27 protein-coding genes are annotated in these 25,849 nt (G+C 66.1%); 8 read left to right on the top strand and 19 right to left on the bottom strand.

The annotated features are described in order from the left end of the window. Positions 1–27 precede the first annotated feature (27 nt). From J0H39_06935 to cysE, 13 genes are all read right to left on the bottom strand, one after another. Positions 28–207 (bottom strand): hemin uptake protein HemP, encoded by a 180-nt coding sequence (locus J0H39_06935; GenBank protein MBN9496471.1) that lies wholly within the window; start codon positions 205–207, stop codon positions 28–30. Between the two features lie 101 nt (positions 208–308). After that, positions 309–1,373, bottom strand: a complete 1,065-nt coding sequence (gene mnmA / locus J0H39_06930) for a tRNA 2-thiouridine(34) synthase MnmA (protein MBN9496470.1) — start codon at positions 1,371–1,373, stop codon at positions 309–311. Positions 1,374–1,423: 50 nt separating this feature from the next. After that, positions 1,424–2,113 (bottom strand): thiaminase II, encoded by a 690-nt coding sequence (tenA, locus tag J0H39_06925; GenBank protein ID MBN9496469.1) that lies wholly within the window; start codon positions 2,111–2,113, stop codon positions 1,424–1,426. Continuing rightward, complete coding sequence (gene iscX / locus J0H39_06920) at positions 2,110–2,313, bottom strand: Fe-S cluster assembly protein IscX (protein ID MBN9496468.1); 204 nt, start codon at positions 2,311–2,313, stop codon at positions 2,110–2,112. The genes tenA and iscX overlap by 4 nt, the downstream gene beginning before the upstream one ends. A 5-nt stretch (positions 2,314–2,318) precedes the next feature. Next, positions 2,319–2,657 (bottom strand): ferredoxin family 2Fe-2S iron-sulfur cluster binding protein, encoded by a 339-nt coding sequence (locus J0H39_06915; GenBank protein ID MBN9496467.1) that lies wholly within the window; start codon positions 2,655–2,657, stop codon positions 2,319–2,321. A gap of 25 nt (positions 2,658–2,682) precedes the next feature. Then, complete coding sequence (gene hscA, locus J0H39_06910) at positions 2,683–4,545, bottom strand: Fe-S protein assembly chaperone HscA (protein MBN9496466.1); 1,863 nt, start codon at positions 4,543–4,545, stop codon at positions 2,683–2,685. A gap of 45 nt (positions 4,546–4,590) precedes the next feature. Beyond that, complete coding sequence (hscB, locus tag J0H39_06905) at positions 4,591–5,238, bottom strand: Fe-S protein assembly co-chaperone HscB (GenBank protein ID MBN9496465.1); 648 nt, start codon at positions 5,236–5,238, stop codon at positions 4,591–4,593. A gap of 23 nt (positions 5,239–5,261) precedes the next feature. Further along, positions 5,262–5,666 carry an iron-sulfur cluster assembly accessory protein gene (locus J0H39_06900; GenBank protein ID MBN9496464.1) on the bottom strand — a complete coding sequence of 135 codons (405 nt, stop codon included), beginning with the start codon at positions 5,664–5,666 and terminating at the stop codon, positions 5,262–5,264. A gap of 12 nt (positions 5,667–5,678) precedes the next feature. Next, on the bottom strand, positions 5,679–6,062 hold the full coding sequence (iscU, locus tag J0H39_06895) for a Fe-S cluster assembly scaffold IscU (GenBank protein ID MBN9496463.1): 384 nt from the start codon (positions 6,060–6,062) through the stop codon (positions 5,679–5,681). 37 nt (positions 6,063–6,099) lie between these two features. Then, on the bottom strand, positions 6,100–7,350 hold the full coding sequence (locus J0H39_06890) for an IscS subfamily cysteine desulfurase (protein MBN9496462.1): 1,251 nt from the start codon (positions 7,348–7,350) through the stop codon (positions 6,100–6,102). Positions 7,351–7,376: 26 nt separating this feature from the next. Beyond that, positions 7,377–8,468, bottom strand: a complete 1,092-nt coding sequence (locus J0H39_06885) for a cysteine desulfurase (GenBank protein MBN9496461.1) — start codon at positions 8,466–8,468, stop codon at positions 7,377–7,379. A 2-nt stretch (positions 8,469–8,470) separates the two neighbouring features. After that, positions 8,471–8,950 (bottom strand): Rrf2 family transcriptional regulator, encoded by a 480-nt coding sequence (locus J0H39_06880; protein MBN9496460.1) that lies wholly within the window; start codon positions 8,948–8,950, stop codon positions 8,471–8,473. An 18-nt stretch (positions 8,951–8,968) separates the two neighbouring features. Then, on the bottom strand, positions 8,969–9,685 hold the full coding sequence (gene cysE / locus J0H39_06875; GenBank protein MBN9496459.1) for a serine O-acetyltransferase: 717 nt from the start codon (positions 9,683–9,685) through the stop codon (positions 8,969–8,971). Between the two features lie 248 nt (positions 9,686–9,933). Here cysE and J0H39_06870 point away from each other — a divergent pair, with 248 nt between their 5' ends. Both J0H39_06870 and J0H39_06865 read left to right on the top strand, forming a co-directional pair. Further along, entirely contained in the window at positions 9,934–10,779 is an 846-nt protein-coding gene (locus J0H39_06870) for an alpha/beta hydrolase (protein ID MBN9496458.1), read from the top strand. A gap of 35 nt (positions 10,780–10,814) precedes the next feature. Continuing rightward, positions 10,815–12,053 carry a tyrosine--tRNA ligase gene (locus J0H39_06865; protein ID MBN9496457.1) on the top strand — a complete coding sequence of 413 codons (1,239 nt, stop codon included), beginning with the start codon at positions 10,815–10,817 and terminating at the stop codon, positions 12,051–12,053. A 4-nt stretch (positions 12,054–12,057) separates the two neighbouring features. On the opposite strand, the gene J0H39_06860 is transcribed toward J0H39_06865, so the two are convergent. Then, positions 12,058–13,431 carry an N-acetylmuramoyl-L-alanine amidase gene (locus J0H39_06860; protein MBN9496456.1) on the bottom strand — a complete coding sequence of 458 codons (1,374 nt, stop codon included), beginning with the start codon at positions 13,429–13,431 and terminating at the stop codon, positions 12,058–12,060. A 567-nt stretch (positions 13,432–13,998) separates the two neighbouring features. On the opposite strand from J0H39_06860, the gene J0H39_06855 reads away from it, so the two are divergent. Next, the gene (locus J0H39_06855; GenBank protein ID MBN9496455.1) at positions 13,999–16,920 is read left to right on the top strand and encodes an Rne/Rng family ribonuclease; all 2,922 of its coding nucleotides are present in this window, start codon (positions 13,999–14,001) and stop codon (positions 16,918–16,920) included. 52 nt (positions 16,921–16,972) lie between these two features. Here the strand turns inward: J0H39_06855 and J0H39_06850 are convergent, their stop codons facing one another. Together J0H39_06850 and J0H39_06845 are read right to left on the bottom strand one after the other, a co-directional pair. Continuing rightward, positions 16,973–18,130 carry an aminotransferase class I/II-fold pyridoxal phosphate-dependent enzyme gene (locus J0H39_06850; protein ID MBN9496454.1) on the bottom strand — a complete coding sequence of 386 codons (1,158 nt, stop codon included), beginning with the start codon at positions 18,128–18,130 and terminating at the stop codon, positions 16,973–16,975. A gap of 16 nt (positions 18,131–18,146) precedes the next feature. Beyond that, on the bottom strand, positions 18,147–19,616 hold the full coding sequence (locus tag J0H39_06845; GenBank protein MBN9496453.1) for a gamma-glutamyltransferase: 1,470 nt from the start codon (positions 19,614–19,616) through the stop codon (positions 18,147–18,149). An 88-nt stretch (positions 19,617–19,704) separates the two neighbouring features. Here J0H39_06845 and J0H39_06840 point away from each other — a divergent pair, with 88 nt between their 5' ends. The 3 genes from J0H39_06840 to J0H39_06830 are packed head-to-tail and all read left to right on the top strand — an operon-like array spanning position 19,705 to position 22,603. Continuing rightward, positions 19,705–21,096 carry a M48 family metalloprotease gene (locus tag J0H39_06840; GenBank protein ID MBN9496452.1) on the top strand — a complete coding sequence of 464 codons (1,392 nt, stop codon included), beginning with the start codon at positions 19,705–19,707 and terminating at the stop codon, positions 21,094–21,096. Further along, positions 21,093–21,866, top strand: coding sequence for a DUF3047 domain-containing protein (locus tag J0H39_06835; protein ID MBN9496451.1), 774 nt, complete (start codon positions 21,093–21,095; stop codon positions 21,864–21,866). The genes J0H39_06840 and J0H39_06835 overlap by 4 nt, the downstream gene beginning before the upstream one ends. Before the next feature lie 26 nt (positions 21,867–21,892). Further along, positions 21,893–22,603 carry a DsbA family protein gene (locus J0H39_06830; GenBank protein MBN9496450.1) on the top strand — a complete coding sequence of 237 codons (711 nt, stop codon included), beginning with the start codon at positions 21,893–21,895 and terminating at the stop codon, positions 22,601–22,603. Here J0H39_06830 and J0H39_06825 read toward each other — a convergent pair. From J0H39_06825 to J0H39_06815, 3 genes are all read right to left on the bottom strand, one after another. Further along, positions 22,560–23,054, bottom strand: coding sequence for a PAS domain-containing protein (locus tag J0H39_06825; GenBank protein ID MBN9496449.1), 495 nt, complete (start codon positions 23,052–23,054; stop codon positions 22,560–22,562). The two genes, J0H39_06830 and J0H39_06825, sit on opposite strands and share 44 nt — an antisense overlap. After that, complete coding sequence (maiA, locus tag J0H39_06820) at positions 23,051–23,698, bottom strand: maleylacetoacetate isomerase (GenBank protein ID MBN9496448.1); 648 nt, start codon at positions 23,696–23,698, stop codon at positions 23,051–23,053. Before maiA ends, J0H39_06825 begins: the two co-directional genes overlap by 4 nt. A 61-nt stretch (positions 23,699–23,759) precedes the next feature. Beyond that, entirely contained in the window at positions 23,760–24,650 is an 891-nt protein-coding gene (locus tag J0H39_06815; GenBank protein ID MBN9496447.1) for a DMT family transporter, read from the bottom strand. 199 nt (positions 24,651–24,849) lie between these two features. On the opposite strand from J0H39_06815, the gene aroQ reads away from it, so the two are divergent. Both aroQ and accB read left to right on the top strand, forming a co-directional pair. Next, positions 24,850–25,305, top strand: a complete 456-nt coding sequence (gene aroQ, locus J0H39_06810; GenBank protein ID MBN9496446.1) for a type II 3-dehydroquinate dehydratase — start codon at positions 24,850–24,852, stop codon at positions 25,303–25,305. 4 nt (positions 25,306–25,309) lie between these two features. Next, positions 25,310–25,843 carry an acetyl-CoA carboxylase biotin carboxyl carrier protein gene (gene accB / locus J0H39_06805; GenBank protein MBN9496445.1) on the top strand — a complete coding sequence of 178 codons (534 nt, stop codon included), beginning with the start codon at positions 25,310–25,312 and terminating at the stop codon, positions 25,841–25,843. Positions 25,844–25,849: the final 6 nt, after the last annotated feature.

Raw genomic sequence — 25,849 nt, 5'->3', positions numbered from 1 at the left:
GGCTGGCTGGGTCGAAGATTGTTTAGGTCACTTGGTCAGTAGCAGCTTTCCCGCACCCGTTACCTTCAGCCGATAGATCGATCCGGCATGGACGATCTTCACTTCGGACCGCCCCGCCAATAATTCGCGGCTGTCGACCGTAAGTTCGGCGTCGGGCGGCGTATCGGCGGGCGCGGCAACGGGGGCAGTCGAGTTGCTGCGACGCATGGGGGTGAAATAGCACCGGCGAATCTTAAATGCAAATGATTCGCACTAGCATTCTCAATATAGATTGTAACGCCCTTAATATTTTGAAAAGTCGTCGTTTTTTACTTTTGCTTGCGCTGAATCCAGCCGCCACCGAGCACGCGGTGACCGTCATAGAACACGGCGGCTTGGCCGGCGGCGACACCGTACTCCGGCTCAGCCAGAACAAGCTCAGCCTTGTCCCCTTCCCCGCGTTCGAGATGCGCTTGCTTGGGCGAGGTGGTGGAGCGGATCTTCACGGCGACATCGGCCGCTTCGATCGCGCGCGGCCCGAGCCAATTCACACCCGCCAATGCCACGCGCCGTTCGGCGAGCGCTTCGCGCGGACCGACGACCACGCGCTTCAATTCGGGATCGACGCGCAGGACGTAAAGCGGCTCGGCATCGGGACCGCGCGATTGCGACAACGCCAACCCACGCCGCTGGCCGATCGTGTAATGGATCGTGCCTTCGTGGCGGCCCAGCACATTGCCCTGCAGATCGACGATGTCGCCGGGCTCCGCCGCACCGGGTTTCAAACGCTCGACGAGCTTGGCGTAATTGCCGTCGGGCACGAAGCAGATGTCCTGGCTGTCGGGCTTGGAAGCGACGGGCAGGCCCAAACGTTCGGCCTCGGCGCGCACTTGCGTCTTGGGCATGGCGCCCAAGGGGAAGCGCAAAAAATCGAGCTGTTCGCGCGTCGTCGCGAACAGGAAATAGCTTTGGTCGCGCGTGTCGTCCTCGGCGCGATGAAGCTCCGCACCCTCCGGCCCCGCCACGCGGCGCGCGTAATGCCCGGTCGCCAGCGCTTCGGCGTTGAGATCCTTGGCGACCGCCAGCAGATCGCGGAACTTGACCGTGCGGTTGCACTGGATGCACGGGATCGGCGTTTCGCCGCGCGTGTAGCTGTCGACGAATTCGTCGATCACCGCGTCGCGAAAACGGCTTTCGTAGTCGAGCACGTAATGCGGAATGCCGATCCGGTCGGCGACGTTGCGCGCGTCGTGGATATCCTGGCCCGCGCAGCACGCACCCTTCTTCTGGATCGCGGCACCATGATCGTAAAGCTGGAGCGTGACGCCAACGACGTCGTAGCCCGCTTCCTTCATCAGTGCGGCAACGACGGAGGAATCGACTCCGCCGGACATCGCGACGACGACGCGCGCACCCGGCCGCAGACCGATTGCGTCTTGCGTGGTCACGGCAGGCGCTCCAACCCCATCCGCCAGAACGACGTCTCCAGGCGGCAGGCGCGATCGAAAATCGTCGCCAAAGATTCGAAACGTCCGCCGCCGGCGCGCGTATGCCACAGGCGATCGACGAAATCGGCCTTGCCACGCGCGATGCGGCGATAATCGTCGCTGGAATAGGCGGCGATCCAATCGTTGTAGCGATTGCCGTCTTCGCGGCGCCAATCGGCTTCCTCGAGGCGCATCGCGATTTCGGCGTAACCCACGGTGCAGGGCACCAGCGCGGTCACGAGATCGAGGATGTCGCCTTGCATGCCGGTTTCGAGCACGAAGCGCGTATAGGCGATCGTCGCCTCGGCTTCCTCGTAAGTCTCGATCTCTTCCTTCGAGATGCCCCAGCTTTCGCAGTACTTCACGTGCATCGCCATCTCACCGTCGAGAATGGCTTTGACGCTGTTGTTCACGAAAGTCATGTCGGCGAGGTTGTCGGCCTTATAAACGGCCAACGCCCAGGCGCGCGCGAACTGCACCAGGAACAGATAATCCTGGATCAGATAATGGCGGAAGCTTTCGACCGGCAACGTGCCGTCGCCCAGACCCGTGGTGAAGGGATGGGTCGTGTAGGCGTCCCACGAATCGCGGCACGCGTCGCGCAGGCGTTCGAACAGACCGTCCTTCTGCCACAGCACGACGCTCATCGCCGTTCCTCCAGCCACGCCATCTGGATCGCTTCCAGGATCTTCTCGTTCGACTTGTTCGGGTCGTCTTCGAAGCCGGGCAGCGCCTGGACCCATTTCCACAAATCGGTGAAGCGCAGATTCTCGACGTCGGCGTCGGGATGCGCCTCCTCCAACTCGATGGCGATGTCGTTCACATCGGTCCAGCGCAGTTTCTTCATCGCATTCAGGCCTTGTCGACCATCATGTTGCGCGTGGCCGTCGGCAGCGCGACCGTCAGGCCGTCCAGCTCCTCGGTCATCGTGATCTGGCAGCCCAGGCGCGAGGTGTGCGTCAGGCCGAAGGCGAGATCGAGCATGTCCTCCTCGTCTTCCGACGCCTCGGGCAAGCGCTCGTAATCGTCCTTGTCGACGACGATGTGGCAGGTCGAGCAGGCGAGCGAACCTTCGCATGCACCCTCGAGCGGCACGTCGTTGCGATGCGCGATTTCGAGCACCGAAAGGCCGACCGGCGCGTCGACTTCCTTCTTCGTGCCGTCGGGATAGACGAAATACATCTTGGGCATGGGCTTCTCTTCTTGTCTGAAAGTTCTATCCGCCGATATCGGCGACGGCGCGGCCCGCGAGCGCTTTGCGGATTCCGCGATCCATCCGCCGCTCGGCGAAGATCTTGGTGCGGTGTTCGAGTTCTTCGGCAGCACCTTGAACTGCTGCACGATCGGTCGCCGACATCGCGCGCTCGACCATTTCGATCGTTTCGTCGATACGCGCGCGCTCTTCGGCCGACAGAAGATCGGCGTCGACCGCCAACGCGGCCTGCACCGCGTTGACGCCGCGCCGTGCTTCGACGCGCGCCTCGGTCAACAACCGGCGCTCCATATCGTCCTGCGCGTTGTCGATCGACGCGCGCAGCATCGCGGCCATTTCGTCTTCGGTCAGGCCATAGGACGGCTTCACCTCGATGCGCGATTCAACGCCGGTCGTCGCTTCCTTGGCCGAGACGGTCAGCAAACCGTCGGCGTCGACCGAGAAGGTCACGCGGATGCGCGCGGCCCCCGCGACCATCGGCGGGATGCCGTCGAGCTCGAAGCGCGCGAGGCTGCGGCATTGATCGACCATCTCGCGCTCGCCCTGCACGACATGCAGCGCCATGGCATTCTGGCCGTCCTGATAGGTCGTGAATTCCTGGGCACGGCTGACCGGGATCGGCGTGTTGCGCTCGACAACCTTTTCGACGATGCCGCCCATCGTTTCGAGACCCAGCGACAGCGGCAGCACATCGAGCAGCAGCGTGTCCGAGCCGGCGGTCAATGCTTCGGCCTGCAACGCGGCTCCGACAGCGACGACCTCGTCGGGATCGATATCGGTGAGCGGCGGCTTGCCGAAGAACTCCGCCACGCGCTGGCGCACCAACGGGACGCGCGTCGATCCGCCGACCAGCACGACGCCGCCAAGCGCTTCGGGCGCGATACCGGCATCTTCCAGCGTCGCGGCCGCGATTTGGATCGTGCGCTCGACCAAGGGGGCGATCAGCTTTTCGAATTCGGCGCGCGTCAGTTTGTGTTCGCTCTCGGCTTCGCCCAGATCGAGGAAGCCGTCCCAATCGTCGCGATCGGTCAGGCATTCCTTGGCGAGGCGCGCGGTGACCAGCGCTTGCTTGACGTGATCGCGATCGAGCTTGTCGCCGCGCTCGCCCATGAAGCGCGACGCGATCGCATGATCGAAATCGTCGCCGCCCAACGCCGCATCGCCGCCGGTCGCGAGCACCTGGAACACGCCGCGCTCCAAACGCAGCAGCGAGAAATCGAACGTGCCGCCGCCGAGGTCGTAGACCGCGTAAAGACCTTCGGCCTGGCTATCGAGCCCGTAGGCGAGCGCCGCCGCCGTCGGCTCAGCGACGAGGCGCAAAACTTCGAGACCGGCAAGGCGCGCGGCATCGCGCGTCGCGGTGCGCGCGGCGTCGTCGAAATAGGCGGGCACGGTCACGACCGCACGATCGACGGCTCGGCCCAACGCGATCTCCGCGCGCTGCTTCACCGCGCGCAAGATATCGGCGCTGATTTCGACCGGCGTGAGCAGACGCGCGCCGATCTTTAAGCGCGCCATCCCGCCTTCGGCCGGCGGTCCCAATTCATAGGGCAACGCGTCGCCGAGCTTGGCGAGTTCGTCGACCCCGCGCCCCATCAGACGCTTGATCGACGAGACCACCACTTCGGGATTGTCGAGCAACTCGCGGCGCGCGCGTTCGCCGACCAGCGGATCGCCTTCGTCGAAATAGGCGACGACCGACGGCACGAGCCCCACGCCACGGGCGTCGCGCACGATCTCGGCCTTCTGGTCGCGCGAAAACGCGACCACCGAGTTGGTCGTGCCGAGATCGATGCCGACCGCGAGACCCTTCTCGGTCTCGTGGGGCAGCGGCGTCTCGCCCGGTTCGTGAATCTGCAACAACATGTCGAGCGCGGCCGTTAGCCGTTAAAGGAAGCTGCGGGTTAGCAATCAGCGCGCCAGGGTCAGGCGTGCGCGCCGCGCGCGGGCCTCTTCGCCCAATTTGACCAAGTATTTGAGGCGCAGATAACCGCGTTTGGCGGCGATCTTGTCGCCCGAAGCGAAGTCCGACGCAAGGGCCGAAAGGGCGGCCTCGGCATCGAGTTTGGCTTGGCGCGCGATGGCTTCGACCGAAGCCGGATTATCGGCCTCCATCAAGGCTTCGCGGCGTTCTAATTGCTCCATGAGCAATTCTTCGTCGGCGATGGTGTGGGCCCCCTCGCCCTCGACCTTTTCGCCCCAAAGATCGAGCAGATAGGCCGCGCGCGTCAGCGGGTCCTTCAAGGTCTCGTAGGCGTCGTTGAAGGCCACCGCCTGACTCTGCGAGATCTGCTTGGCCTTGGGTGCCGCCGCCGCGAAGCGGTCCGGGTGCAGTTGGCGCTGGAAGCCGAAATAGAGCTGATCGAGGACCGGCACTTTGATGTCGAAATCGCGCTTGAGACCCAATCGCGCGAAATGGTCCAGCGGAACCGGCGGCTGCACCGCCTTGCAGGTGTCGCAAAACAGCCCGCCCCACGCGACCGGCCCTTTGCAGGACCAACAGACGGCGAGGGCCGGACCGTTATTCGTCGAAGCGGATGTCTGCGGCGCGTTCGTCATCGAGCATTAGAACCAGCGCCCGATCAGACGTGGAAACTATCCCCGCAGCCGCAGCGGCCCTTTTCGTTCGGATTGCGGAAGACGAAGCCCGATTGCAGCTTTTCCTCGACGAAATCCATCTCGGTGCCGAAGACGAACATCGACGCTTTCGGATCGATGAAGATCGAGATGCCGGCTTCGGGTTCGACCACTTCGTCGCCCGGGCCCTTCGCATCGGCGTATTCGAGCGTGTAGCTGAGGCCCGAGCAGCCGCGCGTGCGCACGCCCACGCGCACGCCCGCCGACGGCTTGCCGCGCTGGGCGAGCAGCGCCTTCACGCGCCCGATCGCCGCTTCCGTCACCGTGATGGCGGGCGGACGCGCGCGCGGTGCGCGCTTGGCCGGGGCGGGTGCGGGCGTCGTGGTCGTCGATGCGGCGGCGTCGGTCATCGCAAACTCCGCTTAAGCGCCGTGCTTGCGCTTGTAATCGTCGATCGCGGCCTTGATCGCGTCTTCGGCCAGGACCGAGCAATGGATCTTCACCGGCGGCAGCGCCAGATGCTTGGCGATGTCGGTGTTCTTGATCGTCGAGGCTTCGTCGATCGACTTGCCCTTGACCCATTCGGTCACGAGCGACGACGAAGCGATCGCCGAGCCGCAGCCGAAGGTCTTGAACTTCGCGTCCTCGATGATGCCGTCGGCACTCACCTTGATCTGCAACTTCATCACGTCGCCGCAGGCGGGCGCGCCGACCAGCCCCGTGCCGACGGCGGCGTCGTTCTTGTCGAACGAACCGACATTGCGCGGGTTCTCGTAATGGTCGACGACCTTTTCGCTGTAGGCCATGGGTGTTTCTCCTTCGCGATCCTTTATAGACGAAACCTCAATGGGCCGCCCACTGGATCGATTTGATGTCGATACCTTCCTGCGCCATTTCCCAAAGCGGGCTCATCGAGCGCAGCTTGGAAACGGCCTGGACGATGCGATCCGCCGCGTAATCGACTTCCGCTTCGGTGGTGAAACGGCCGAAGCCGATCCGCAAGCTCGTATGCGCGAGTTCCTCCTCGACGCCGAGCGCGCGCAGCACGTAGCTGGGTTCCAGCGACGCCGATGTGCAGGCCGAGCCCGAGGAAACGCACAGATCCTTGATGCCCATCATCAGCCCCTCGCCTTCGACATAGGCGAAGGAGAGGTTGAGATTGCCGGGCAAACGGTTCGAGAAATCGCCGTTGAGGAACACCTCCGGCAGCTTGTCGTGAACCGTCTTGAGGAAGCGATCGCGCAAAGTGGTGAGTCGCGCGTTTTCCGACGCCATTTCCTGGCGCGCGATTTCGGCGGCTTTGCCCAGGCCCACGCAAAGCGGCGTGGGCAACGTGCCCGAGCGCATGCCGCGCTCCTGCCCGCCGCCATGGATCAGCGCCTGCAAGCGCACGCGCGGCTTGCGGCGCACGAACAGCGCGCCGATACCCTTGGGCCCGTAGATCTTGTGACCCGAGATCGACATGAGATCGATCTTCATCGCCTCGACGTCGAGCGGGATCTTGCCGAAGGCCTGCGCGCAATCGGTATGGAAGAACGCGCCCTTCTTGCGGCAGATGGCGCCGATTTCGGCCAGCGGCTGAATGACGCCGATCTCGTTATTCGCCGCCATGACGGAGACGAGCACGGTCTTGTCCGTGATCGCGGCTTCCAGCGCGGCGAGATCGACGAGGCCGTCGGTCTTCACCGGCAGATAGGTGACCGTGAACCCTTCCTGCTCCAGATGGCGGCAGGTATCGAGCACGCATTTATGCTCGGTCACCACGGTGACGATGTGGTTCTTCTGGTCCTTGTAGAAATGCGCGACGCCCGCGATGGCGAGGTTGTTCGATTCCGTGGCGCCCGAGGTGAACACGATCTCGCGCTCGTCGGCGCCGATCAGATCGGCGACCTGCTTGCGCGCGATCTCGACCGCTTCTTCGGCTTCCCAGCCGTAATGATGGTTGCGGCTATGCGGGTTGCCGAACTTCTCGATGAAGAACGGCATCATCGCGTCGAGCACGCGCGGATCCATCGGCGTCGTCGCCTGATAATCCAGATAGACGGGCTTCGTCGGCGCGTTCGCCAGCCTGTCTTGTGTCGTCTGCGTGCCCATAACTCTCTCGCTCCCGTACCCGAAACCTACGCTGCCCGCGCCGAAGACCGGCGCCGGGCGAATTCGATATAAGCGGCGGCGAAACCGTCGAGCTGCGCCGCCGTCGTTGCTGGCCCGAATGAGACCCGAATGGCCTCGGCCGCGCCATCTCCCGCCCCCATCGCCAGCAACGCGGCGCTGGGGCCGACCTTGCCCGACGAACACGCCGAACCGGCCGACACCGCATACCCGGCCAGGTCGAGCGCCATGACCTGGGTATGCGCCGGAACGCCCGGCAGACCGATGCTCAACGTGTTGGGCAGGCGGGGGGCCTTCCTGCCATAGAAGATGGCCCCTAATCCCGCGGAATCAACCATGTCGATCACATGGTCTCTCGCCGCATAAAGCTTTGACCAGGCGTCGATTTCCTTGGCCGCCAATTCGGCCGCCATGCCGAAGGCGACGATCCCCGGCAGATTGGGGGTGCCGGAACGCCAGCCGCGCTCCTGCCCGCCGCCTAGCCACAGGGGCGAAACCGCGCGTTTTTCGCGCACGACCAGGGCGCCCACGCCCATCGGCCCGCCGATTTTATGCGCCGAAAGCGCCAGCGTATCGACGTCGAGGGCGGCGAAATCGACCGGGATTTTGCCGGCGGCCTGCACGGCGTCGCAATGGACGCGCGAACCCGCCGCATGCGCGCGGGCGGCGATGTCGGCGACCGGCTGGATCACGCCGGTCTCGTTGTTCGCCAGCATCACGGCGACGAGCTTCACGCCCGCGATGTCGGCGCGATTTAAATCCAGCACGCCGTCCGCCGTGACGGGCAGCACGCGGCCATCGGGCAGGTTGGCGCGCACCGCGTCATGCTCGACCGCCGAATACGCGGCATCGGCCCCGAAGCCCGACAGCGCCAGCGCGTTGGCTTCCGTGCCGCCGCTCGTGAACACGACGCGCTCGGCCGGCGCGTTGACCAAAGCGGCGACCTGCGCGCGCGCCTTTTCGATCAATGCGCGCGCCGCACGGCCCGCTTCATGGACCGACGACGGATTGCCCGCCGCGACCAGCGCGTGCGCCATCGCTTCGGCCGCTTCGGGCCGAACGGGTGCGCTTGCGTTCCAGTCGAGATAGGCGTTCGGCATCGTTATTGCGCCGCGACCATGGGTTCGGGGGCCGGAGCCGTTACCTCTTCGATCACGCCCGCCGTGCCGAGCACGCGGCGCGACACGACATTCGCCAGTGTCACCGACGAAAGATAGAGATGGATCTGGTTGCCCAGCTCCTCCCACAGATCATGCGTCAGGCAGCGCGCCTTGTTGGCGCGGCAGCCCACGGGCGAACCCGGCGCGCAACGCGTCGCGCGGATCGGCTCATCGACCGCGAGGATGATGTCGGAAATACGCGTCTGGTCGCTGGAATGCGCGAGCAGATAGCCGCCGCCGGGCCCGCGCACGGAGCGCACCAACCCGCCGCGCCGCAGCTTGGCGAAGAGTTGTTCGAGATAGGAGAGCGAAATCTCCTGACGCTCGGCGATATCGGCGAGCGCCACGGGATTGCCCTGGCTGGTCGATGCGAGATCGACCATCGCCATCACGGCGTAGCGGCCTTTGGTGGAAAGCTTCATGGGATCAACCTTCCGATCTCAGACGCGATCATTCGCGTAAACGCGCAACGGGGCGGCTTCGCGTTCGTCCAGCGCCTTGCGCTGGGCGGCGACGATGCCTTCGAGCTCGGCCATGCGCGCGCGCAGGATGCCGAGATCGCCTTCGAAACGTTCGAGCGCGCGGGCGACGGGGTCTTGCACCTCGCCCGTCATGCCATAGGCGCAGAAATCGTCGTTCTTCGGCCGGCCGACGATTTTGGCGGGAATGCCCACCACCGTCGCCCCCGCCGGCACCGCTTCCAGCACGACGGCGTTGGAACCGACGCGCGCGCCCTTGCCGACCGTGAACGGCCCGAGGATTTTCGCCCCCGCGCCGACGATCACACCGTCTTCCAGCGTGGGATGGCGCTTGCCCTTGTCGAGCGAGGTGCCGCCGAGCGTGACGCCTTGATAAAGCGTCACGTCGTTGCCGATCTCCGCCGTCTCGCCAATCACGACACCCATGCCGTGATCGATGAAGAAGCGCTCGCCGATGCGCGCGGCGGGATGAATCTCGATCCCGGTCAGGAAGCGCGACAGCACGGCGATCGCCCGCGCGACCAGCTTAAGGCCGCGCGTCCAGCACCCATGCGCCAGACGGTGCATCAGCACCGCATGGAAGCCCGGGTAGCAAAGCACAACCTCCAGCCGCGAACGGGCAGCCGGGTCGCGGGCCAAGATGGCCTCCATATCCGCGCGAATTGCCTTGAAAGTCATTGTCTTAACCAACTAACATTCGGGGCTGCCTCGACCATGCGGTAGCTGGAAACCTTTCCGGCCCGCCATACCCGAGAAACGCAGTCGGAATTTAGGGAGACCGACAAAATCGGTCAAGTATGTTTATCCCTTGCCGCCGGAAGCCGAGTCGTCGTTTCGTACAGCCGCAAAACATAAACAAATCCAATTAGGGCTCGATCGCCGCGGATTTGTCAGAACAGTTTCACTTCGTGGAGTAGGACCCGGGAATGCCGGATGTGACGATCAACGGTGCCGAAGGCCGGCTGGAGGGCAAATTCGCGCCCGCCAGTGCCGGCGACCGCGCACCCATCGCGCTTCTGCTGCATCCCCATCCGCAGCACGGCGGCACGATGCACAACAAGGTCGTGTACACGCTGAACTTGGCTTTTCAGAAGGCCGGGTTCTCGACCTTGCGCTTCAATTTCCGCGGCGTGGGCCGCAGCCAAGGCAGCTATGGCCGCGGCGAAGGCGAATTGCAGGACGCGGCTTCGGCGCTCGATTGGATTCAGCAGAACCTGCCGAATTCGCGCGGCTGCTGGATCGCCGGTTTCTCCTTCGGTGCGTGGATCGGCATGCAATTGCTGATGCGCCGGCCGGAGATCGACCGCTTCATCTCCGTCGCCCCGCCCGCGAATATTTTCGATTTCTCGTTCCTCGCCCCGTGCCCGTCTTCGGGCCTGATCGTTCAGGGCGACAAGGACGAGATCGTGCCCGAGGAATCGGTGCTCAAGCTCTCCGAGAAGCTGGCGAAGCAGAAGGACATCGTCGTCGATTTCCGCGTCATCAAGGGGGCGAACCATTTCTTCGCCGACCGGCTCGACAAGCTCGACGCCATGGTCGCCGAATACGCGGCTTCGGCCCTGCCCACGATGCGCGACGCGGCCCCGCCGCCGCCGGTGATGGCGCCCCCGCCGCCCCCGCAGCCCGAGCGTAAACCGCCGGCGATTTCGCTGCCGCCCGACGCGCCCAGCCGCGCCGAAGCCAAGAAAGCCGCCGCCGCCAAGGCGAAGCCCAAGGCCGCCGCGCCGAAGGCCGCCGTCAAGAAAGCCGCCGCACCCAAAGCGAAACGCTGACGGACACGGCCTCGGCGTGTTATAGCGCCGCCGCCATGACGAAATTCCGCTCCGAATTCCTGCAAGCGGCGCAAGCGCGCGGCTTCATCCACCAGATCACCGACCCCGAAGGTCTCGACGCGCGCTTGGCGTCGGGCAAGCAGATGGTCGCGTATATCGGGTTCGATGCGACGGCGGACTCGCTGCATGTCGGGCATCTGTTCCAGATCATGACGCTGCGCCTCTTTCAGCGCTGCGGTCACCGGCCGCTGGCGCTGATGGGCGGCGGCACGACGAAGATCGGCGATCCGTCGGGCAAGGACGAAGCGCGCAAGCTGCTCTCCGAAGCCGACATCGCGGCGAACGTCGCCAGCATCAAGCGCAGCTTCGACAACTATCTCGATTTCGGCGACGGCAAGGCGCTGATGGTCGACAACGCGGAGTGGCTCGACAAGCTGCTCTACATTCCGCTGCTGCGCGACATCGGCCGCCATTTCTCGGTCAACCGCATGCTGACGATGGATTCCGTCAAGCTGCGTCTGGAACGCGACCAGCCTTTGTCGTTCCTCGAATTCAACTACATGATTTTGCAGAGCTACGATTTCGTCGAACTCGCCAAGCGCTACGATTGCGCGATGCAGATGGGCGGCTCCGACCAATGGGGCAATATCGTCATGGGCGTCGAGCTCGGCCGGCGCGTGGCCGAAAAGCAGCTCTTCGGCCTGACGACGCCGCTGCTGACCACCGCGTCGGGCGCCAAGATGGGCAAGACCGCGGCGGGTGCCGTGTGGCTCAGCCAGCAGCGCCTGTCGGTCTACGACTACTACCAATATTGGAGGAACACCGAAGACGCCGACGTGATCCGCTTCATGAAGCTGTTCACCGATTTGCCGCTCGACGAGATCGAGAAGCTTTCGAAGCTGCAAGGGGCCGAGATCAACGAGGCGAAGAAGATCCTCGCCTTCGAGACTACGAAGCTGTGCCACGGCGAAGCCGCCGCAACCGAAGCCGCCGAGACCGCGCGCCGCGCGTTCGAGGAAGGCCAATCGGCCGAAGGTTTGCCGACGGTCGAATTGCCGAAAGCCGAACTCGCCGCCGGGATCGGCGTGCTCGATCTTTTCGTGCGTGCCGGCTTGGCCGCCTCGAAGGGCGAAGCGCGCCGCCTCGTCCAAGGCAAGGGCGCCAAGCTCGACGACGCGACGGTCGAAAGCGATACGCTGGTCGTGAAGCTCGATAGCGGCACGATCAAACTCACCGCCGGCAAAAAGCGCCACGCGCTGGTGAAGGCCGTCTAAGCGATCAACGCCGCGGGTTGCGCGCGAAATACGCGTCGATCGAGCGCACGATACCGCTCGCCACGCGCTGGCGATATTGCGGCCGGTTGAGCTGGCCTTCGTCCTGCGCGTTGGAAAGATAGCCAAGCTCGATCAAGGCCGAGGGCACGTCGGGGGCGCGCAGCACCGCGAAGCCCGCGAAGCGATGCGGGTTGACCGGCAGCAGCTGAACTTCGCGGCCCATCTCCTGCACCAACGCGCGCGCCAGCGAAATCGAGTGGTTCGAGGTTTCGCGCTGCGCCAAGTCGATCAGGATCGACGTCACGTCGCGGCTTTCGCGGCTGAGATCGACGCCCGCAATGATGTCGGCGCGGTTTTCGCGCGCGGCCAAGGCGGCGGCTTCGGAGTCCGACGCGTTTTCCGACAGCGTGTAGATCGACGCCCCGCGCGTTTCGCGGTTGCCCATCGAATCCGCATGGATCGAAATGAACAGATCGGCCGATTGCTGACGCGCGATGGCGATGCGATCGCGCAAGCGGATGAACACGTCCTGATCGCGGGTCAGGAACACGCGATACTTGCCCGTCGCCTCCAACTGGCGGCGGATCTCGCGCGCCATCGCCAGCGTGATGTCCTTCTCGTGCGTGCCGCCGATGCCGATAGCGCCGGGATCGACGCCGCCATGACCGGGATCGAGCACGATGGCCGGGCGTTCCGTCCGGCGCGGCGCTTGCGCGGACGGCGCGGCAGGTACTGCCGCGCGCGGGGCGGGTGCCGCGCTGGCGACTTGGCTCGAGGGTGCCACGGGTGCGGGTGCCGCGACTTGCGGCGGCGACGGCGCTTGAATGTTCGGCGGTGGCCGTTGCGTTTGTGCGGACGGTGCTTGCAATGTCTGCGGCGGCGAAGCCGTCGGCGCAGGCGCATCCGGCACCGGCGGGGGCATATTCGCCTGCATGGCGCGCAACACGCCCGAGGCACTCCAGGGCTGGACGTCCTGGGCGAAGGCTTCCGGGGTCGTGCGCTCGAACTCGATCGTCAGGCGATGCCCCGCCCCTTGGCGGGCGGGCAGTTCGAACCGCGCCTCGCGCACCCGCGCCGGCCCCGCGAGATCCAGGACCAGCCGCCCGGTCTTGGCGTCGAACGCGCCGTAGCGCAAACCGGCGACCAGCCCGCGCGGCGGCGGGTTACCGGCATTCTGGCGCCACGCGACCGCCGGCAGATCGACGACAGCGCGCATCGGTTCCGACAGAAAGAACACCTGATATTCGACCCGGCGGGAGATCTCGACCGTCAGCCGAACTCCCCAAGGTGAGTCCGTTAAATTGACCGATTGGACGGCAACTTCCCGTCCCGAGGCCGGACGCGCGGTATTCTGGGCATGGGCGGCCGTCCCTGCCAAGAAAGTCGCCAGCGCTAAAAAGACGGCGCCGAGGCGCCGGGCCCACAACATATTGTCAACTCCGTGCCAGGATCCCGCCAGCTATATCCCGCGACGCGAGCGAGCGACAAGCATCGAACGACTCGGGTGGAATTTCCGATTGTTACCAGGGGACCCGGTCTGTATGGTGGATTCGTCCGCTGGTGGGGGCCCCTTTAAGACCGGAGTGCCCTCCACCGTGCGAACGGCCTCGTGGCCTCCCGGCTTCCGACCCTTTTGGGGACGATCCGGGTTCGGTGCCTGGGACCGTCTCGCGGCGGACGCGCCAGGGCGGCCGGGTCATCTCCCGCGCGACGCCCCAGGGTTTCGGGTTCGATGCCCGGGCTGGCTTTCCTTCGGGGAAGACTCCCGGCGCGGCATCCCCGGAATTCGGATTACCCCGCGGCGCGGGCCAAGGAACCCGCGCGCGACACGCGAACTCCCCTTGGGGCCGTGCGCGACTTCGATCCGGTCTTTGATTTTTTGGGACGCGAACCCGCGCGGTTCTCGCGCGATGTGGCGTCCCCCAGATGAGTTCGGAGCGGCAGTATGGCCACCAAACGTATGTTGATCGACGCGACGCACCCCGAGGAAACGCGGGTCGTCGTGCTCGATGGTAACCGCCTCGCGGAATTCGACTTCGAAATCGCGAGCAAGAAACAACTTAAGGGCAATATCTATCTGGCGCGCGTCACGCGCGTCGAACCTTCCCTTCAAGCGGCGTTCGTGGAGTTCGGCGGCAATCGCCACGGCTTCCTCGCCTTCAACGAAATCCACCCGGACTATTATCGTATTCCGATGTCGGATCGCGAGGCGCTGGACGCCGAGCATGATCGCGACCACGACGATGTCCGCCACGCCGATCCGGAACACGCCGCACCCGCCATCATCGATGTGCCGGTCGACGAGCCGCCGATCGATCCCGCGTTGATCAACGTGACGCCGACGGAAAGCGCCGGCCCGATCGATCTGCTGCCGCCCCCGCATTTGCCCGAGGCGCCGGCGCCGGAAACGATCCCGCACGCCAGCGACGCCGCCCCGGAACTGCCCTTCGCTTCGCCCGCCCCGGCCCCGGTCGACGTTGCGGCGCCCGCGATGGACGCGCCGCCGGCCGACGGCGTCCCGGCCGACGCCGTTCCGACCGAACAGGTCACGGTGGAAACGGCCACGGTTGAAGCGGGGGGCGCCGACTTGCCGCCGCTAGAAGAACACGCCGAACCGCGCCAGCATCACGTCGAAGACCTCGGCGGCGACACGGTCGAGGAAGCGCACGAGACGCGCCGCAGCCGCCGTCCGCAGCGCCACTACAAGATCCAGGAAGTGATCAAGCGCCGCCAGGTGCTGCTCGTCCAGGTCGTGAAGGAAGAGCGCGGCACCAAGGGTGCGGCGCTGACGACGTATCTCTCCCTCGCCGGCCGCTATTGCGTGCTGATGCCCAATACCGAGCGCGGCGGCGGGATTTCGCGCCGCATCACTTCGCAGCAGGACCGCAAGCGTCTGAAAAGCCTGATCGAGGAACTCGACATGCCCGAAGGCATGGCGGTGATCCTGCGCACGGCGGGCATGGAGCGCGACACCTCCGACATCCGGCGCGACTACGAATATCTCATGCGCCTGTGGGAGGAGATCCGCGATCTCACCCTGCGCTCGTCCGCGCCCGCGTTGATCTACGAGGAGGGTACCCTTCTCAAGCGCGCGATGCGCGACATCTATTCGGCCGACGTCGGCGAGATCCTGGTCGAAGGCAAGGCCGGTTATGAAGGTGCGAAATCCTTCATGTCGATGCTGATGCCGTCGGACATCGGCAAGATCCGCCTTTACGAGGATCGCACCGCGCCCCTGTTCCAGCGCTTCCAGGTCGAGAACGAGCTCGACGAGATGCACCAGCCCACGGTGCGCCTCAAATCGGGCGGCTATATCGTCATCAACTCGACCGAAGCCTTGGTCGCGATCGACGTCAACTCGGGCCGCGCCACGCGCGAGCGCCATATCGACGAGACCGCGTACAAGACCAATCTCGAAGCTGCCGACGAAGTCGCGCGCCAGCTGCGCTTGCGCGATCTCGCGGGTCTGATCGTCATCGACTTCATCGACATGGACGACCATCGCCATCAGGCGGCGGTCGAACGCCGTCTGAAGGAAGCGATGAAGTCCGATCGCGCGCGCATTCAGATCGGGCGCATCTCGGCCTTCGGCCTGTTGGAGCTGTCGCGTCAGCGCCTGCGCCCGTCGATCGCGGAGATGAGCTTCGAGGTCTGCCCGCATTGCGAGGGCACGGGGCGCATCCGCTCGACCGAGTCCACCGGGCTGCATGTGCTGCGCGGCATCGAGGAGGAAATCTCCAAGGCGCGCAACACGGGCGAGTTCGTTGTCCATGTGCCGGCTTCGGTGGCGCTCTACCTTTTCAATCACAAGCGCGCGGCGCTGGCGGATATCGAAACCCGCCACGGCGTGCGCCTGACCTTCCAGGCCGACGACAAGCTGATCTCGCCCGCCTATCGCGTGGAGCGCGTGCGCGCCAAGCAAGGCGGCAGCGAAGCGGGCCCCGCCCCGATCCGCCACGTGGAGGATTTCACGCCCAGCGAGCCGCCGGTTCGCGAGCGCGAGGAATTCGCCGATGCGCGCCATGACGGCGAGGAAAGCGGCGAACGCGACTTCAATCGTCGCGACGGGCGCGGCGAAGGCCGCAACGAAGCCGAAGGCGAGACCGATGGCGAACGCCGGGGGCGTCGTCGCCGCCGTCGCGGCCGCGATCGTGACCGCGAGCGCGGCGATCGTCCGCAACACGCCGCCAACGGCGAAGCCCCGCAATTGGGGGGCGAACCTGCGGCACTGCAAGCGCCCACCGGCGATGCGCCGGTGGAAGTGGCCCCGATGGACCTCGTTCCCGGCGGCACGGAAGCCCATCGCCCGCGCGAACCGCGCCCGACGCCCAACGGCGAAGGCGGCGAGCACGGCGAAAGTGATGATTCGCGCCGTCGTCGTCGTCGCGGCCGTCGCGGCGGCCGTCGCCGTCGCGGCGAAGGCGGCGAAGGTATGGAAGCCGGTGCGCCGGAAGCCGCACAGGGTCAAACGCCCGATGCCGGGAACGGCAATGGCATTGGCAACGGCGATAATGCGGTTCCGCCGGCGGAAACTTACGCGCCCGCCCCCTATCGCGTGCCCGGCCCCGGCGACGATCTCGACCGGCCCGGCTTCGCCTCGGCCCCGCCGCCGCCGCGCGTTGCGGGTCCCGGCGATGCGCATGATTGGCCGTGGAACCGCCGCGTCGATCAACCCGCCCCGGCGGTCAATGTCGCCGCACCGGTTTCGGCGCCGGCACCGATCGTTGCGGAAACCAAGCCGGAAGAACCCGCGGCGCAAGCCGCACCGGTGGCACCGGCGCCGGCCGCCGAGCCCGCACCGCCGCCGCCCGAAGACGATCCCAACAAGCCCAAGCGTCGTGGCTGGTGGAATCGCCTGACGGGCTAAGGCTCGCCAAGGTCAAAGAAGAAGGGCGCCGGAATTCGTTCCGGCGCCCTTTTTATTTCCGCCAGGCTTTGAGGCGCGCGGCCGCTTCCTGCATATCGGCGAAAGTGCCGGCGAAGGAAAAGCGCATCGTGCGATGGCCGCGCAACGGATCGAAATCCTTGCCCGGCGTGGCCGCCACGCCCGCTTCATCGAGCATGCGGCGGCAGAATTCGGCGCTGTCGTTGGTCATGTGACCGACGTCGCAGTAGAGATAAAAAGCGCCATCGGGCGGCGCGAATTCCGCAAAGCCCGCCTTGGGCAACTCGGCGAGCAGGTAATCGCGATTGGCGCGGTAGTTGCGCACATGGCCTTCCAGCTCCTCGGTCGCATCGAACGCGGCGATCGCCGCGTGCTGGGCGAGCGTGGGCGGCGAGATGAACAGATTTTGCGCCAGGCATTCGACCGCGCGCACGAGATCGGGCGGCACGATCAGCCAGCCCAAGCGCCAGCCGGTCATCGAGAAATATTTCGAGAAGCTGTTCACGACGAACATGTCGTCGCCGTAGCTCAACGCCGTTTGCGTCTGCGCGCGGTTCTCGTAGACCACGCCGTGATAGATCTCGTCGGAGACGAGGCGAATGCCCTTCTTACGGCACGTCTCGACCAGCGCTTTGAGATCGCCGGGTGAGAGCATCGAGCCCGTCGGGTTCGCGGGGCTCGCGACGATCAAACCCGCCATCGTTTCGTCGAGTGCCGCGGGATCGGGCTGGAATTTGGTGCGCGCTTCGGCGGCCAAACCCACCGGCACGCAATCGAGCGCTTTCAGGATATTGCGATAGGCGGGATAGCCCGGATCGGCGAGTGCCACGCGGTCGCCCGCATCGAACGCCGCGAGGAAGGCGAGCAGGAAGGCCCCCGACGAGCCGACGGTGACGCACACGCGTTCCCAGGGCAGATCGATGCCGTACCAATTCTTGTAATGCCGCGCGATGGCTTTACGCAGTTCGGGAATGCCGAGTGCGAGCGTATAGCCGAGCTTGTCGTTGTCGATCGCGCGCTTGGCCGCTTCGCGCACCAAATGGGGCGCCGGCGTGCCGGGCTGCCCGACTTCGAGATGGACGGATTTTCCGCCCGCATCCTTGGCGGCGGCGTCGCGCGCGGCGGCCGCGCGCATCACGTCCATGACGATGAAGGGGGCGACGTCCGCGCGCTTGGCGATCTTATGCGCCATTAATTTGAACCGCCTCTCAATTCGAACCAATCGCGAGACCCGCACCGCGCCGATCGGTTTCGATCCGGCACGTATTGCCATCGGCGATCAAACCGCCGGGGCAATGGATCGCCTGTACGCGCGCGGCTTCGCCGTTCGCGGGCAAAGTCGCGCGCGGCGCTTCGATCGACGCCGCCAACGCTTCGCGCCCTTGCAGCGTGTCGAGGGCCGCGCGTGCCAGCGCCAAAGGTGCCGCCGCCCCGCCGGACGCCGCGCCGACGAAGGTCACGTCGTTGCGTTCGCGCAACGCGATCGCCACGGTCAGCCAGCGCGTATCGGGCCCACCGACACGCGGCGCGGGCGCCAGCGGAAACGCCGTCCCTTGCGGCAGTTTGGCGATGCCGAACGGCGCATGACCGGTCAGCGCGCAAGCGACCGCACCGCCGTCGCGATCAACGATCGCGAAACTCGTGCCCGATGCCGTATCGGGCTCGGAGGCGAATTCGCCGCCCACGCCGGCAAGGCTACGAATACGCGCGGTGGCCATCGCTTCGCCCATCGGCAGGCGCGACGATAGATCCGCCTGCAGCCATTGCGCGCGATCGCGCGACGCGGCGGCGGCGGTCGACACCAGCAGCGGCAAGCGCGCGTCGGGGGCCGTCGGCCGCCAGCGCGATTCAAGCGCGCCGAAGATTTGCCCCACCGCCAGCGCGCCGGCGGCGGGCGTGGTGCCGACGAACAGATCGTTGCTTTCGCCCACCCGGATCGACGGCTGGGTCTGCGCCATGCCGGACGCCAATTCCGCCGCCGTCAGACGGATCCCCGCCGCGTCCAGCGATTGCAGCATCGCGCGCGCATATTGCCCGTTATGCAAATCGCCGGGGCCGCGGCTGCGCAACACGCCCAACGCCGCCGCCATTTGCGGCTGCACCATGCGCTCGCCTTCCGCGATCGGGCGGCCTTGCGGCAGGAAGATCGCGCGCAAACCCGGATCCTCGGCCAGGCGTTGCGCGTTCGCGGCGACGTCGATGGCCAACGCCCGCGTCGCCTCGGTGCCGTTGCGCGCGAAACTTTCGGCCGGGCTGACGACCTGCTCCCAACGCAGGCGGCCATAGCGCGCATGCAGCGCGAACAACCCGCGCGGAATTCCCGGCGTGGCGATTTGCGCGTCCGCACTCGCCGCCGTCGCGGGGAACGAAATCGATTCGACGCTGCGCGTGCGCCCGCTGCCCGTCGCGACCAGGCAGAACCCGCCGCCGCCCAGCGGCGCTTGGCTCGGCAACGTAACGGTCAGCGTCAGCGTCGCCGCGACCGCCGCATCGGTCGCCGATCCGCCGGCGGACAGGATGTCGCGCGCGACCAATGCCGCCCGCGGCTCGGCCAATGTCGCCCCGCCCAGAAAGCCGCGCACCGATCCGACGACGCCCAAATCCTCGGTCTTCGTGCCGCCCATCCCGAGCCAGGAACAGCCCGACAAAGCCATGCCGGATGCGAGCAAGCCCGCCATGAAAAGGCCGTTCTTGGGCGATTGATTTGCCGTGCCGGTGGCCCTAGCTTGGGTCCGCACGCCGTGCGTCGGGCTTGGAAACAGGGTCATGCGATTGAAACTGCTCGATTATGCGAAATTCTTGCGGGCCGCCGGAAAAGCGGGCCTCGCGGGCGTTATCGCCTTTTCGGTCGCACTCTGGCAACCCCCGCCGGCGAGCGCACAGGCCCAGCAGCGCATCCAGTTCATCCGCGACGCGGAAACCGAAACGATCATCCGCGCCTATGCGACGCCGATTTTCCGCGTCGCCGGCCTCAATCCCGACGATATCAACGTCCATCTCATCAACGACCGGACGCTGAACGCCTTCGTGGCGATCGGCCAGAACATGTTCTTCCACACCGGTCTGCTGATGCGCACGGAGAATCCCGGCCAGTTGATCGGCGTGATCGCGCACGAAACCGGCCATATCGCGGGCGGCCATTTGGCGCGCCTGCCCGAAGCGATGCGCGACGCGTGGACGGCGTCGGTCATTTCGCTGCTGGGGGCCGCGGCCGCGGCCGTCGCCGGGCGCGGCGACGCGGCGATCGCGTCGGTGATGGCCGGTCAGCAAATCGCGGAGCGCAGCTTTCTGCGCTATTCGCGCGCCCTGGAATCCTCCGCCGATCAGGCGGGCACCACGTTTCTCGATCGCTCGCAGCAATCCGCCAAGGGCTTTCTCGAATTCATGCAGATCCTGCAGGATCAGGAATTCGCGATGATCGAGCGCCAGGATCCTTACGTGCGCACCCACCCGGTGACGCGCGAACGCATCGACTTCATCCAGAATTTCGTCGCCGGTTCGCGCTTCTCCAACGCGCCCACGCGGCCCGAATTCGTCGAGATGCACAAGCGCATGCGCGCCAAGCTGATCGGCTATATCGAGCCCGCGCGCGCGCTGTCGCAGTTTCGCGAAAGCGATACGTCGCTGGAGGCGCGCTACGCGCGCAGCTGGGCCTATTACCGGCGCGGCGACATGATGCGCGCGATCCCGTTGATGGACGCGCTGCTGAAGGATCATCCCGACGATCCGTGGTTCGCCGAATCGCGCGGCCAGTTCACCTACGAAAACGGCCGCCCGCGCGACGCGATCCCGTTCTACGAAAAAGCCGTCGCGAAGGTGCCGGCGAACGCGCTGCTGCGCTTGGGCCTCGCTTCCGCGCAGGTCGCGACCGAGGATCCGGCCCTGCTCAAAGCCGCGATCGACAATCTGATCCAGGCCCAGGCGCGCGAACCGGAAACCGCCGAAATCCACCGCCAGCTCGCCGTCGCCTATGGCCGCGACGGGCAAATGGGCATGGCGGCACTGTCGCAGGCCGAATACGCGCTGCTGATGGGCCAGCGCGTGGCCGCGCGCGGCTTCGCCGAGCGGGCGGAACGTTTGCTCCCGGCGGGTTCGACTTATATCCTGCGTGCCCAAGACATCAAAAACGCGATCGACCCAAACCCGCCCCGCCAATGAAAAAACACATCGTCATCGCTGCCGTCCTGCTCGTCCTCGCCGCGTGCGCGAGCGGACCGTCCGGCAACGCGCCGGCACCCGCGCAAGCGACGCGCGCCTCGGTCGTCGACGGCACGATCCGTTTGCTCGACCGCATTCCCGGCGCCCAATCCAATCCCGCCCCCGAACAATGGTGGACGCGCCGCCAGGCGAACGAGGGCCCGCTGACGGTCGTCGATCTGCAAGGCACGCTCGCCATCCGCCCCGACGCGCCCGGCGGCTCGATAATGGCGCGGCGCGTGGACGCGAGCCTCGCCGCGACGCCCTTCCTGCGCTGGAGCTGGTATCTGGAGCCCAGCGTTTTCGGCGGCGGGCCGGGCACGGGACAGGAGCGCGGCCTTCGCATGGTCGTGTTCTTCCGCTCGGTCGACCGGCCGTTCAGCGAGCGTCTTGCGTCGTGGGCCTTCGTCGAGCCCGCCGAATACGATCATTGGGTCGAAATCTCGTTCGGCGGCTTCGGCGCGGCGCGCGCCGAAATGGCGCAGCAGCGCAAATGGACCGCCGACGAATCCGGAAGGCGCATCGTGCTGCGCGAGCCGCGCGCCGAGCAGGCGGGCAATTGGCATGTCGAGGCGATCGACCTCAACGAGCTCTATAAGCGCTTCTGGCCGAGCGGCGATCCCGCCAAGATGCGCATCGTGATGGTGGGCCTGGGCGGCTTCTCCGGCCCCGTGCCCGACGGCGTGCCCGGCGCGATCGGCTATATCTCCGAAGCGTATCTCACGCGATGAAGCGCATCTTCGCCGCGGCGGCGTTGATGCTGGCACTTATCGGGCCCGCCCAAGCGCAAGCGCCGGCGCTCGATAAGGCGGCGATCGAACAGATCGTGCGCGATTTGATCCGCCGCGAGCCGGAGATCGTTCTCGAAGCGCTCGACGCGCTCGAAAAACGCGGCGAAGCCCAGCAGCGCGAAGCGGCCAAGCAAACGCTGACCGAGCGCCGGCGCGAACTCGAAAACGATCCCGATATCCCCGTCGCAGGCAATCCGCGCGGAACCGTCGTGCTGGTCGAGTTCTTCGATTATCGCTGCCCCTATTGCCGGCGCATGGCCGGGCCGATCAAGGAATTGCTCGCGGCCGAAAAGGACGTGAAGCTGGTGCGCCGCGATTGGCCGATCCTGGGCCCGCCCTCGGTGATCGCGAGCCGTGCGGCTTTGGCCGCGCGCGCGCAAGGCGACGCGCGTTACGATGCTTTCCACGACGCGCTGATGACGACGCGTTCGCAGATCGACGAGACTTCGATTTTCCGGATCGCGCGCGAGAGCGGGCTCGACGTCGATCGCCTGCGCCGCGACATGGAATCCCCGCGTATCGCCGCGATCCTTCAGAAGAACGATACGCTCGCCCGCGCCCTCGCCTTCACCGGCACGCCGGGCTTCGCGATCGGCGAGGCGCTCGTGCCCGGCGCGGTCGATCTCGCGACGCTTAAAAATCTGGTCGCGGCGGCGCGCGCTCCAGCACCAAAGTAAGGTTCAGCATCATGTCGGGCGTTTTGCCGTCCTCGGCCAAGGGCAGCATGATGCGTTCGATCGCGCGCCACATCTCTATGAAGCGGAAGGCGGGCGCGCCGCGCCGCCAGCTGATCGCCCCTTTCGCCACCGCGTGATAATCGGGCAGCGTCGGGTTGACCGCGAAATCGGGCGAGACCTCGTCCATGAAACGCCCGGTGGCGCCGGCGAGCGGCCCGGTATCGAGTGCTGTGCCGATCAGCCGATAGCGGAAGCGCGGCGGCGCGCCGACGATATCGAGCAGCCAGATATTGGGCATGAGTTCGGGCATCGCGGTCGGATCGAAATGCCGGCGTGCGGGCAGCAGACCGGGCCCCGGCGCCATGCGCCGCCAATACGCATGAAATGCGTGGACGCGCGGATCGGCGTCCGCCGGCACGTGATCGAGTGCGCCGGGTTCGCCGCCGATCATGTTTCGGCGTCCGGTTGATTTTCGGGCCGCGCCGCGTCGAAGGCGGGCACCGTCATGCAGGTTTTGAAAATCGCCATCAGGCGCGGCCAAGCGGCGTCGAGTTCCGCGTCGCTATAGAAGCGTTTGGCGTTGAAGGTTTGCGGCACCAGGCACACATCGGCGAGCGTGGGCGTATCGCCGTGGCAGAATTTCCCCGTTTCGGGCGACGCGAATTCCTTCTCCAGCGCGTCGAAGCCCACGGCGATCCAATGCCGATACCAGGCCGCCACGCCCGCCTTGTCGAGCTTCAGCGTGTCGCTCAAATAATTGAGGACGCGCAGATTGTTGAGCGGATGGATGTCGCACGCGATCGCGAAGGCGAGATTGCGCACCCGCGCGCGGCCGGGAATGTCGGGCGGCAGCAACGGCTTATCGGGATAGGCTTCGTCGAGATACTCGCAAATCGCCAGCGACTGCGCGATGCCGAGATCGCCGTCCCGCAGATACGGGATCAGGCCTTGCGGATTGCGCGCGAGGAACTCGGGCGACCGCTGTTCGGCCTTGCGCAGATGGATGAATTCGTTGTCGTAGGGCAAGCCCTTCAAGCCCAGCGCGATGCGCGTGCGGAAGGCGGCCGATGAACGGAAATAGCCCCAAAGTTTCATGACCGGTTTTCCCAACGATTATGCCGGGAAGATAGCGCCGGACGCTACGATTTGCACCCGCTCATCCCGCGTCCGGCTTGCGCCGGCTGGCCAGCGCGATCGCCACGGCGATACAGGCGAAACCCGCCCCCAGGCGCCAATCCACGGCCTCGCCCAGCACCAGCGCGCCGACCGCAGCGGCAGCGATCGGATTGAGCGTCACGAACAACGTGACGTTCGACGCCGAAATCCGCGTCAACGCGAAGAACCATAGGTAATAGCCGACGAGCCCCGCCGGAAAGGTGAGCCAGAACATCGCGAACCAGCCCGACGCGCTGAAATTTCCGAAGCCGGAGAAATCGCCGCGCACGACCAACGCGGCCCCCAGCGCGGCGGCGCCGGCGAGGCATTGCATCGCGGTCAGCGACATCGGCTTGTAGCGGCGCACGTAACGCGCCGACAGCACGGTGTGCGTCGCCCCGACCATTGCGGCGAACAGCATGACGAGATCGCCCTTCCACGCCTCGGGCCCGCCGCCCGCCCGGTCGCCCAGCGCCACCGCCACGCCCAATGCCGCCAGCACGCAGGCCGCGACTTTGTTGACGCTCAATTTCTCCTGCCCCATCGCCGCCGCCAGCGCCAAGGCGAGCACCGGCATCAGCGACAAGATCAACGCCGCGCGCGCGGCGGGGATGTAGCTTGTACCCGTCGCGAACAGCCAGCCGAAGCCCGCGAACATCAACGCGCCCAGCAGAATGATCGGCAGAATATCGCGGCGTGCGATCCAGCCCGCGCGCCGCCCCGGCACGCCCCAGGCGATGATCGCAAGCCCGACGCCCGCCCCCAGCGCCCGCAGGAACGCGACGGTCATCGGTTCGCTTTCGGCGACCGCGTAGCGCGACGCGACGAACGCGGTGCCGCCCAGAATGGCGGCGACGGCGGCGAGAAGGACGGCGACCTGTTCTTTGCTCATGACGTTCCTTGTGCGGGCGGGGGCATCATGCCCGGCAAATCGCCCCCGGCCACGCAAAACACCCGCAACCGTCCCCTGCGCGCGGCGCAACACCCGGAAATCCCGGCCGGATTCGGCCGAAAAGAGCGATTTGCGCCCCCCTCCCCCCTTGCTATAACCGCGCCCTAGCGACTCGTCCCCCTTCGGAGGCCCGACGCCCTTGGAGCCCAAGCCAACTCTGCTGATCCTGAACGGGCCCAATCTCAATATGCTGGGCACAAGGCAGCCGGAAATCTACGGCCGCACGACCCTTGCCGACGTCGAAGGCGAGTGCCGGGCGCTGGCCGAAGATTTGGGCGTCGAGGTCGATTTCCGCCAGTCGAACCACGAAGGCCACCTTATCGACTGGATCCAGGAAGCGCGCCGGACCGCCGACGGCATCATCATCAATCCGGGCGGTCTGACGCATACCTCCGTGGCGTTGATGGACGCGCTGACCGCCGCCGATCTGCCGGTCATCGAAGTCCACATCACCAACATCCACGCGCGCGAGGAATTCCGTCACCATTCCTATGTCAGCCGCGTGGCCAAAGGCGTCATCGCGGGCCTCGGCCCGCAAGGTTATCTCTTCGCGCTGGAAGCTTTGGCGCGCATCGTCGATCCCGATCTCGAGTAAAATCATGGCAGCCAAGAAATCGAAACCCGCCCCCGTCAAGAAACAAGCCGCCAAGCCGGCCGCGAAAGCCGCCGCCCCGGCGCTGCCGAGCTTCGGCCCGTCTTCGGCCGACGTCGAACGCCTGGCCAAGCTTTTGGAAAAGACGGGCCTCGTCGAACTCGAATATCGCGAAGGCGACAAGCGCCTGCGCCTGTCGCGCAGCGGCGGCGCGGTCGCTTACGCCGCCGCCCCGATCGCCGCGCCGGCCCCGGCGGCGGCACCCGTCGCGTCGGCCGCGGCGGCCCCCGCCGCCGAGGCGAGCCTTGAAAACGCCGTGACCTCGCCGATGGTGGGGACAGCCTATCTTTCGGCCGAACCCGGCGCGCCCGCTTTCGTGCGCGTGGGCGACAAGGTCAAGGAAGGCCAGACGCTGCTGATCGTCGAGGCGATGAAGGTGATGAACCCGATCCGCTCCCCGCGCGCCGGCACGGTCGCGCGCGTCATCGTGCAGAACGGCGCGCCGGTCGAATACGGCGAAGCGCTGATCGTGATCGAGTAGGCGCGC

The organism is Alphaproteobacteria bacterium (assembly GCA_017308135.1).
Taxonomy (GTDB): domain Bacteria; phylum Pseudomonadota; class Alphaproteobacteria; order CACIAM-22H2; family CACIAM-22H2; genus Tagaea.
Note: the sequence above shows the minus strand (reverse complement) of the source record. Positions and strands in the feature narration are given on the sequence as shown.

Excerpts from the sequence above, each read along its gene's own strand:
- J0H39_06935 (MBN9496471.1), bottom strand. The coding sequence starts at position 207 with ATGCGTCGCAGCAACTCGACTGCCCCCGTTGCCGCGCCCGCCGATACG.
- mnmA (MBN9496470.1), bottom strand. The coding sequence starts at position 1,373 with ATGTCCGGCGGAGTCGATTCCTCCGTCGTTGCCGCACTGATGAAGGAA.
- tenA (MBN9496469.1), bottom strand. The coding sequence starts at position 2,113 with ATGAGCGTCGTGCTGTGGCAGAAGGACGGTCTGTTCGAACGCCTGCGC.
- iscX (MBN9496468.1), bottom strand. The coding sequence starts at position 2,313 with ATGAAGAAACTGCGCTGGACCGATGTGAACGACATCGCCATCGAGTTG.
- J0H39_06915 (MBN9496467.1), bottom strand. The coding sequence starts at position 2,657 with ATGCCCAAGATGTATTTCGTCTATCCCGACGGCACGAAGAAGGAAGTC.
- hscA (MBN9496466.1), bottom strand. The coding sequence starts at position 4,545 with ATGTTGTTGCAGATTCACGAACCGGGCGAGACGCCGCTGCCCCACGAG.
- hscB (MBN9496465.1), bottom strand. The coding sequence starts at position 5,238 with ATGACGAACGCGCCGCAGACATCCGCTTCGACGAATAACGGTCCGGCC.
- J0H39_06900 (MBN9496464.1), bottom strand. The coding sequence starts at position 5,666 with ATGACCGACGCCGCCGCATCGACGACCACGACGCCCGCACCCGCCCCG.
- iscU (MBN9496463.1), bottom strand. The coding sequence starts at position 6,062 with ATGGCCTACAGCGAAAAGGTCGTCGACCATTACGAGAACCCGCGCAAT.
- J0H39_06890 (MBN9496462.1), bottom strand. The coding sequence starts at position 7,350 with ATGGGCACGCAGACGACACAAGACAGGCTGGCGAACGCGCCGACGAAG.
- J0H39_06885 (MBN9496461.1), bottom strand. The coding sequence starts at position 8,468 with ATGCCGAACGCCTATCTCGACTGGAACGCAAGCGCACCCGTTCGGCCC.
- J0H39_06880 (MBN9496460.1), bottom strand. The coding sequence starts at position 8,950 with ATGAAGCTTTCCACCAAAGGCCGCTACGCCGTGATGGCGATGGTCGAT.
- cysE (MBN9496459.1), bottom strand. The coding sequence starts at position 9,685 with ATGACTTTCAAGGCAATTCGCGCGGATATGGAGGCCATCTTGGCCCGC.
- J0H39_06870 (MBN9496458.1), top strand. The coding sequence starts at position 9,934 with ATGCCGGATGTGACGATCAACGGTGCCGAAGGCCGGCTGGAGGGCAAA.
- J0H39_06865 (MBN9496457.1), top strand. The coding sequence starts at position 10,815 with ATGACGAAATTCCGCTCCGAATTCCTGCAAGCGGCGCAAGCGCGCGGC.
- J0H39_06855 (MBN9496455.1), top strand. The coding sequence starts at position 13,999 with ATGGCCACCAAACGTATGTTGATCGACGCGACGCACCCCGAGGAAACG.
- J0H39_06850 (MBN9496454.1), bottom strand. The coding sequence starts at position 18,130 with ATGGCGCATAAGATCGCCAAGCGCGCGGACGTCGCCCCCTTCATCGTC.
- J0H39_06845 (MBN9496453.1), bottom strand. The coding sequence starts at position 19,616 with ATGGCGGGCTTGCTCGCATCCGGCATGGCTTTGTCGGGCTGTTCCTGG.
- J0H39_06840 (MBN9496452.1), top strand. The coding sequence starts at position 19,705 with ATGCGATTGAAACTGCTCGATTATGCGAAATTCTTGCGGGCCGCCGGA.
- J0H39_06835 (MBN9496451.1), top strand. The coding sequence starts at position 21,093 with ATGAAAAAACACATCGTCATCGCTGCCGTCCTGCTCGTCCTCGCCGCG.
- J0H39_06830 (MBN9496450.1), top strand. The coding sequence starts at position 21,893 with ATGCTGGCACTTATCGGGCCCGCCCAAGCGCAAGCGCCGGCGCTCGAT.
- J0H39_06825 (MBN9496449.1), bottom strand. The coding sequence starts at position 23,054 with ATGATCGGCGGCGAACCCGGCGCACTCGATCACGTGCCGGCGGACGCC.
- maiA (MBN9496448.1), bottom strand. The coding sequence starts at position 23,698 with ATGAAACTTTGGGGCTATTTCCGTTCATCGGCCGCCTTCCGCACGCGC.
- J0H39_06815 (MBN9496447.1), bottom strand. The coding sequence starts at position 24,650 with ATGAGCAAAGAACAGGTCGCCGTCCTTCTCGCCGCCGTCGCCGCCATT.
- accB (MBN9496445.1), top strand. The coding sequence starts at position 25,310 with ATGGCAGCCAAGAAATCGAAACCCGCCCCCGTCAAGAAACAAGCCGCC.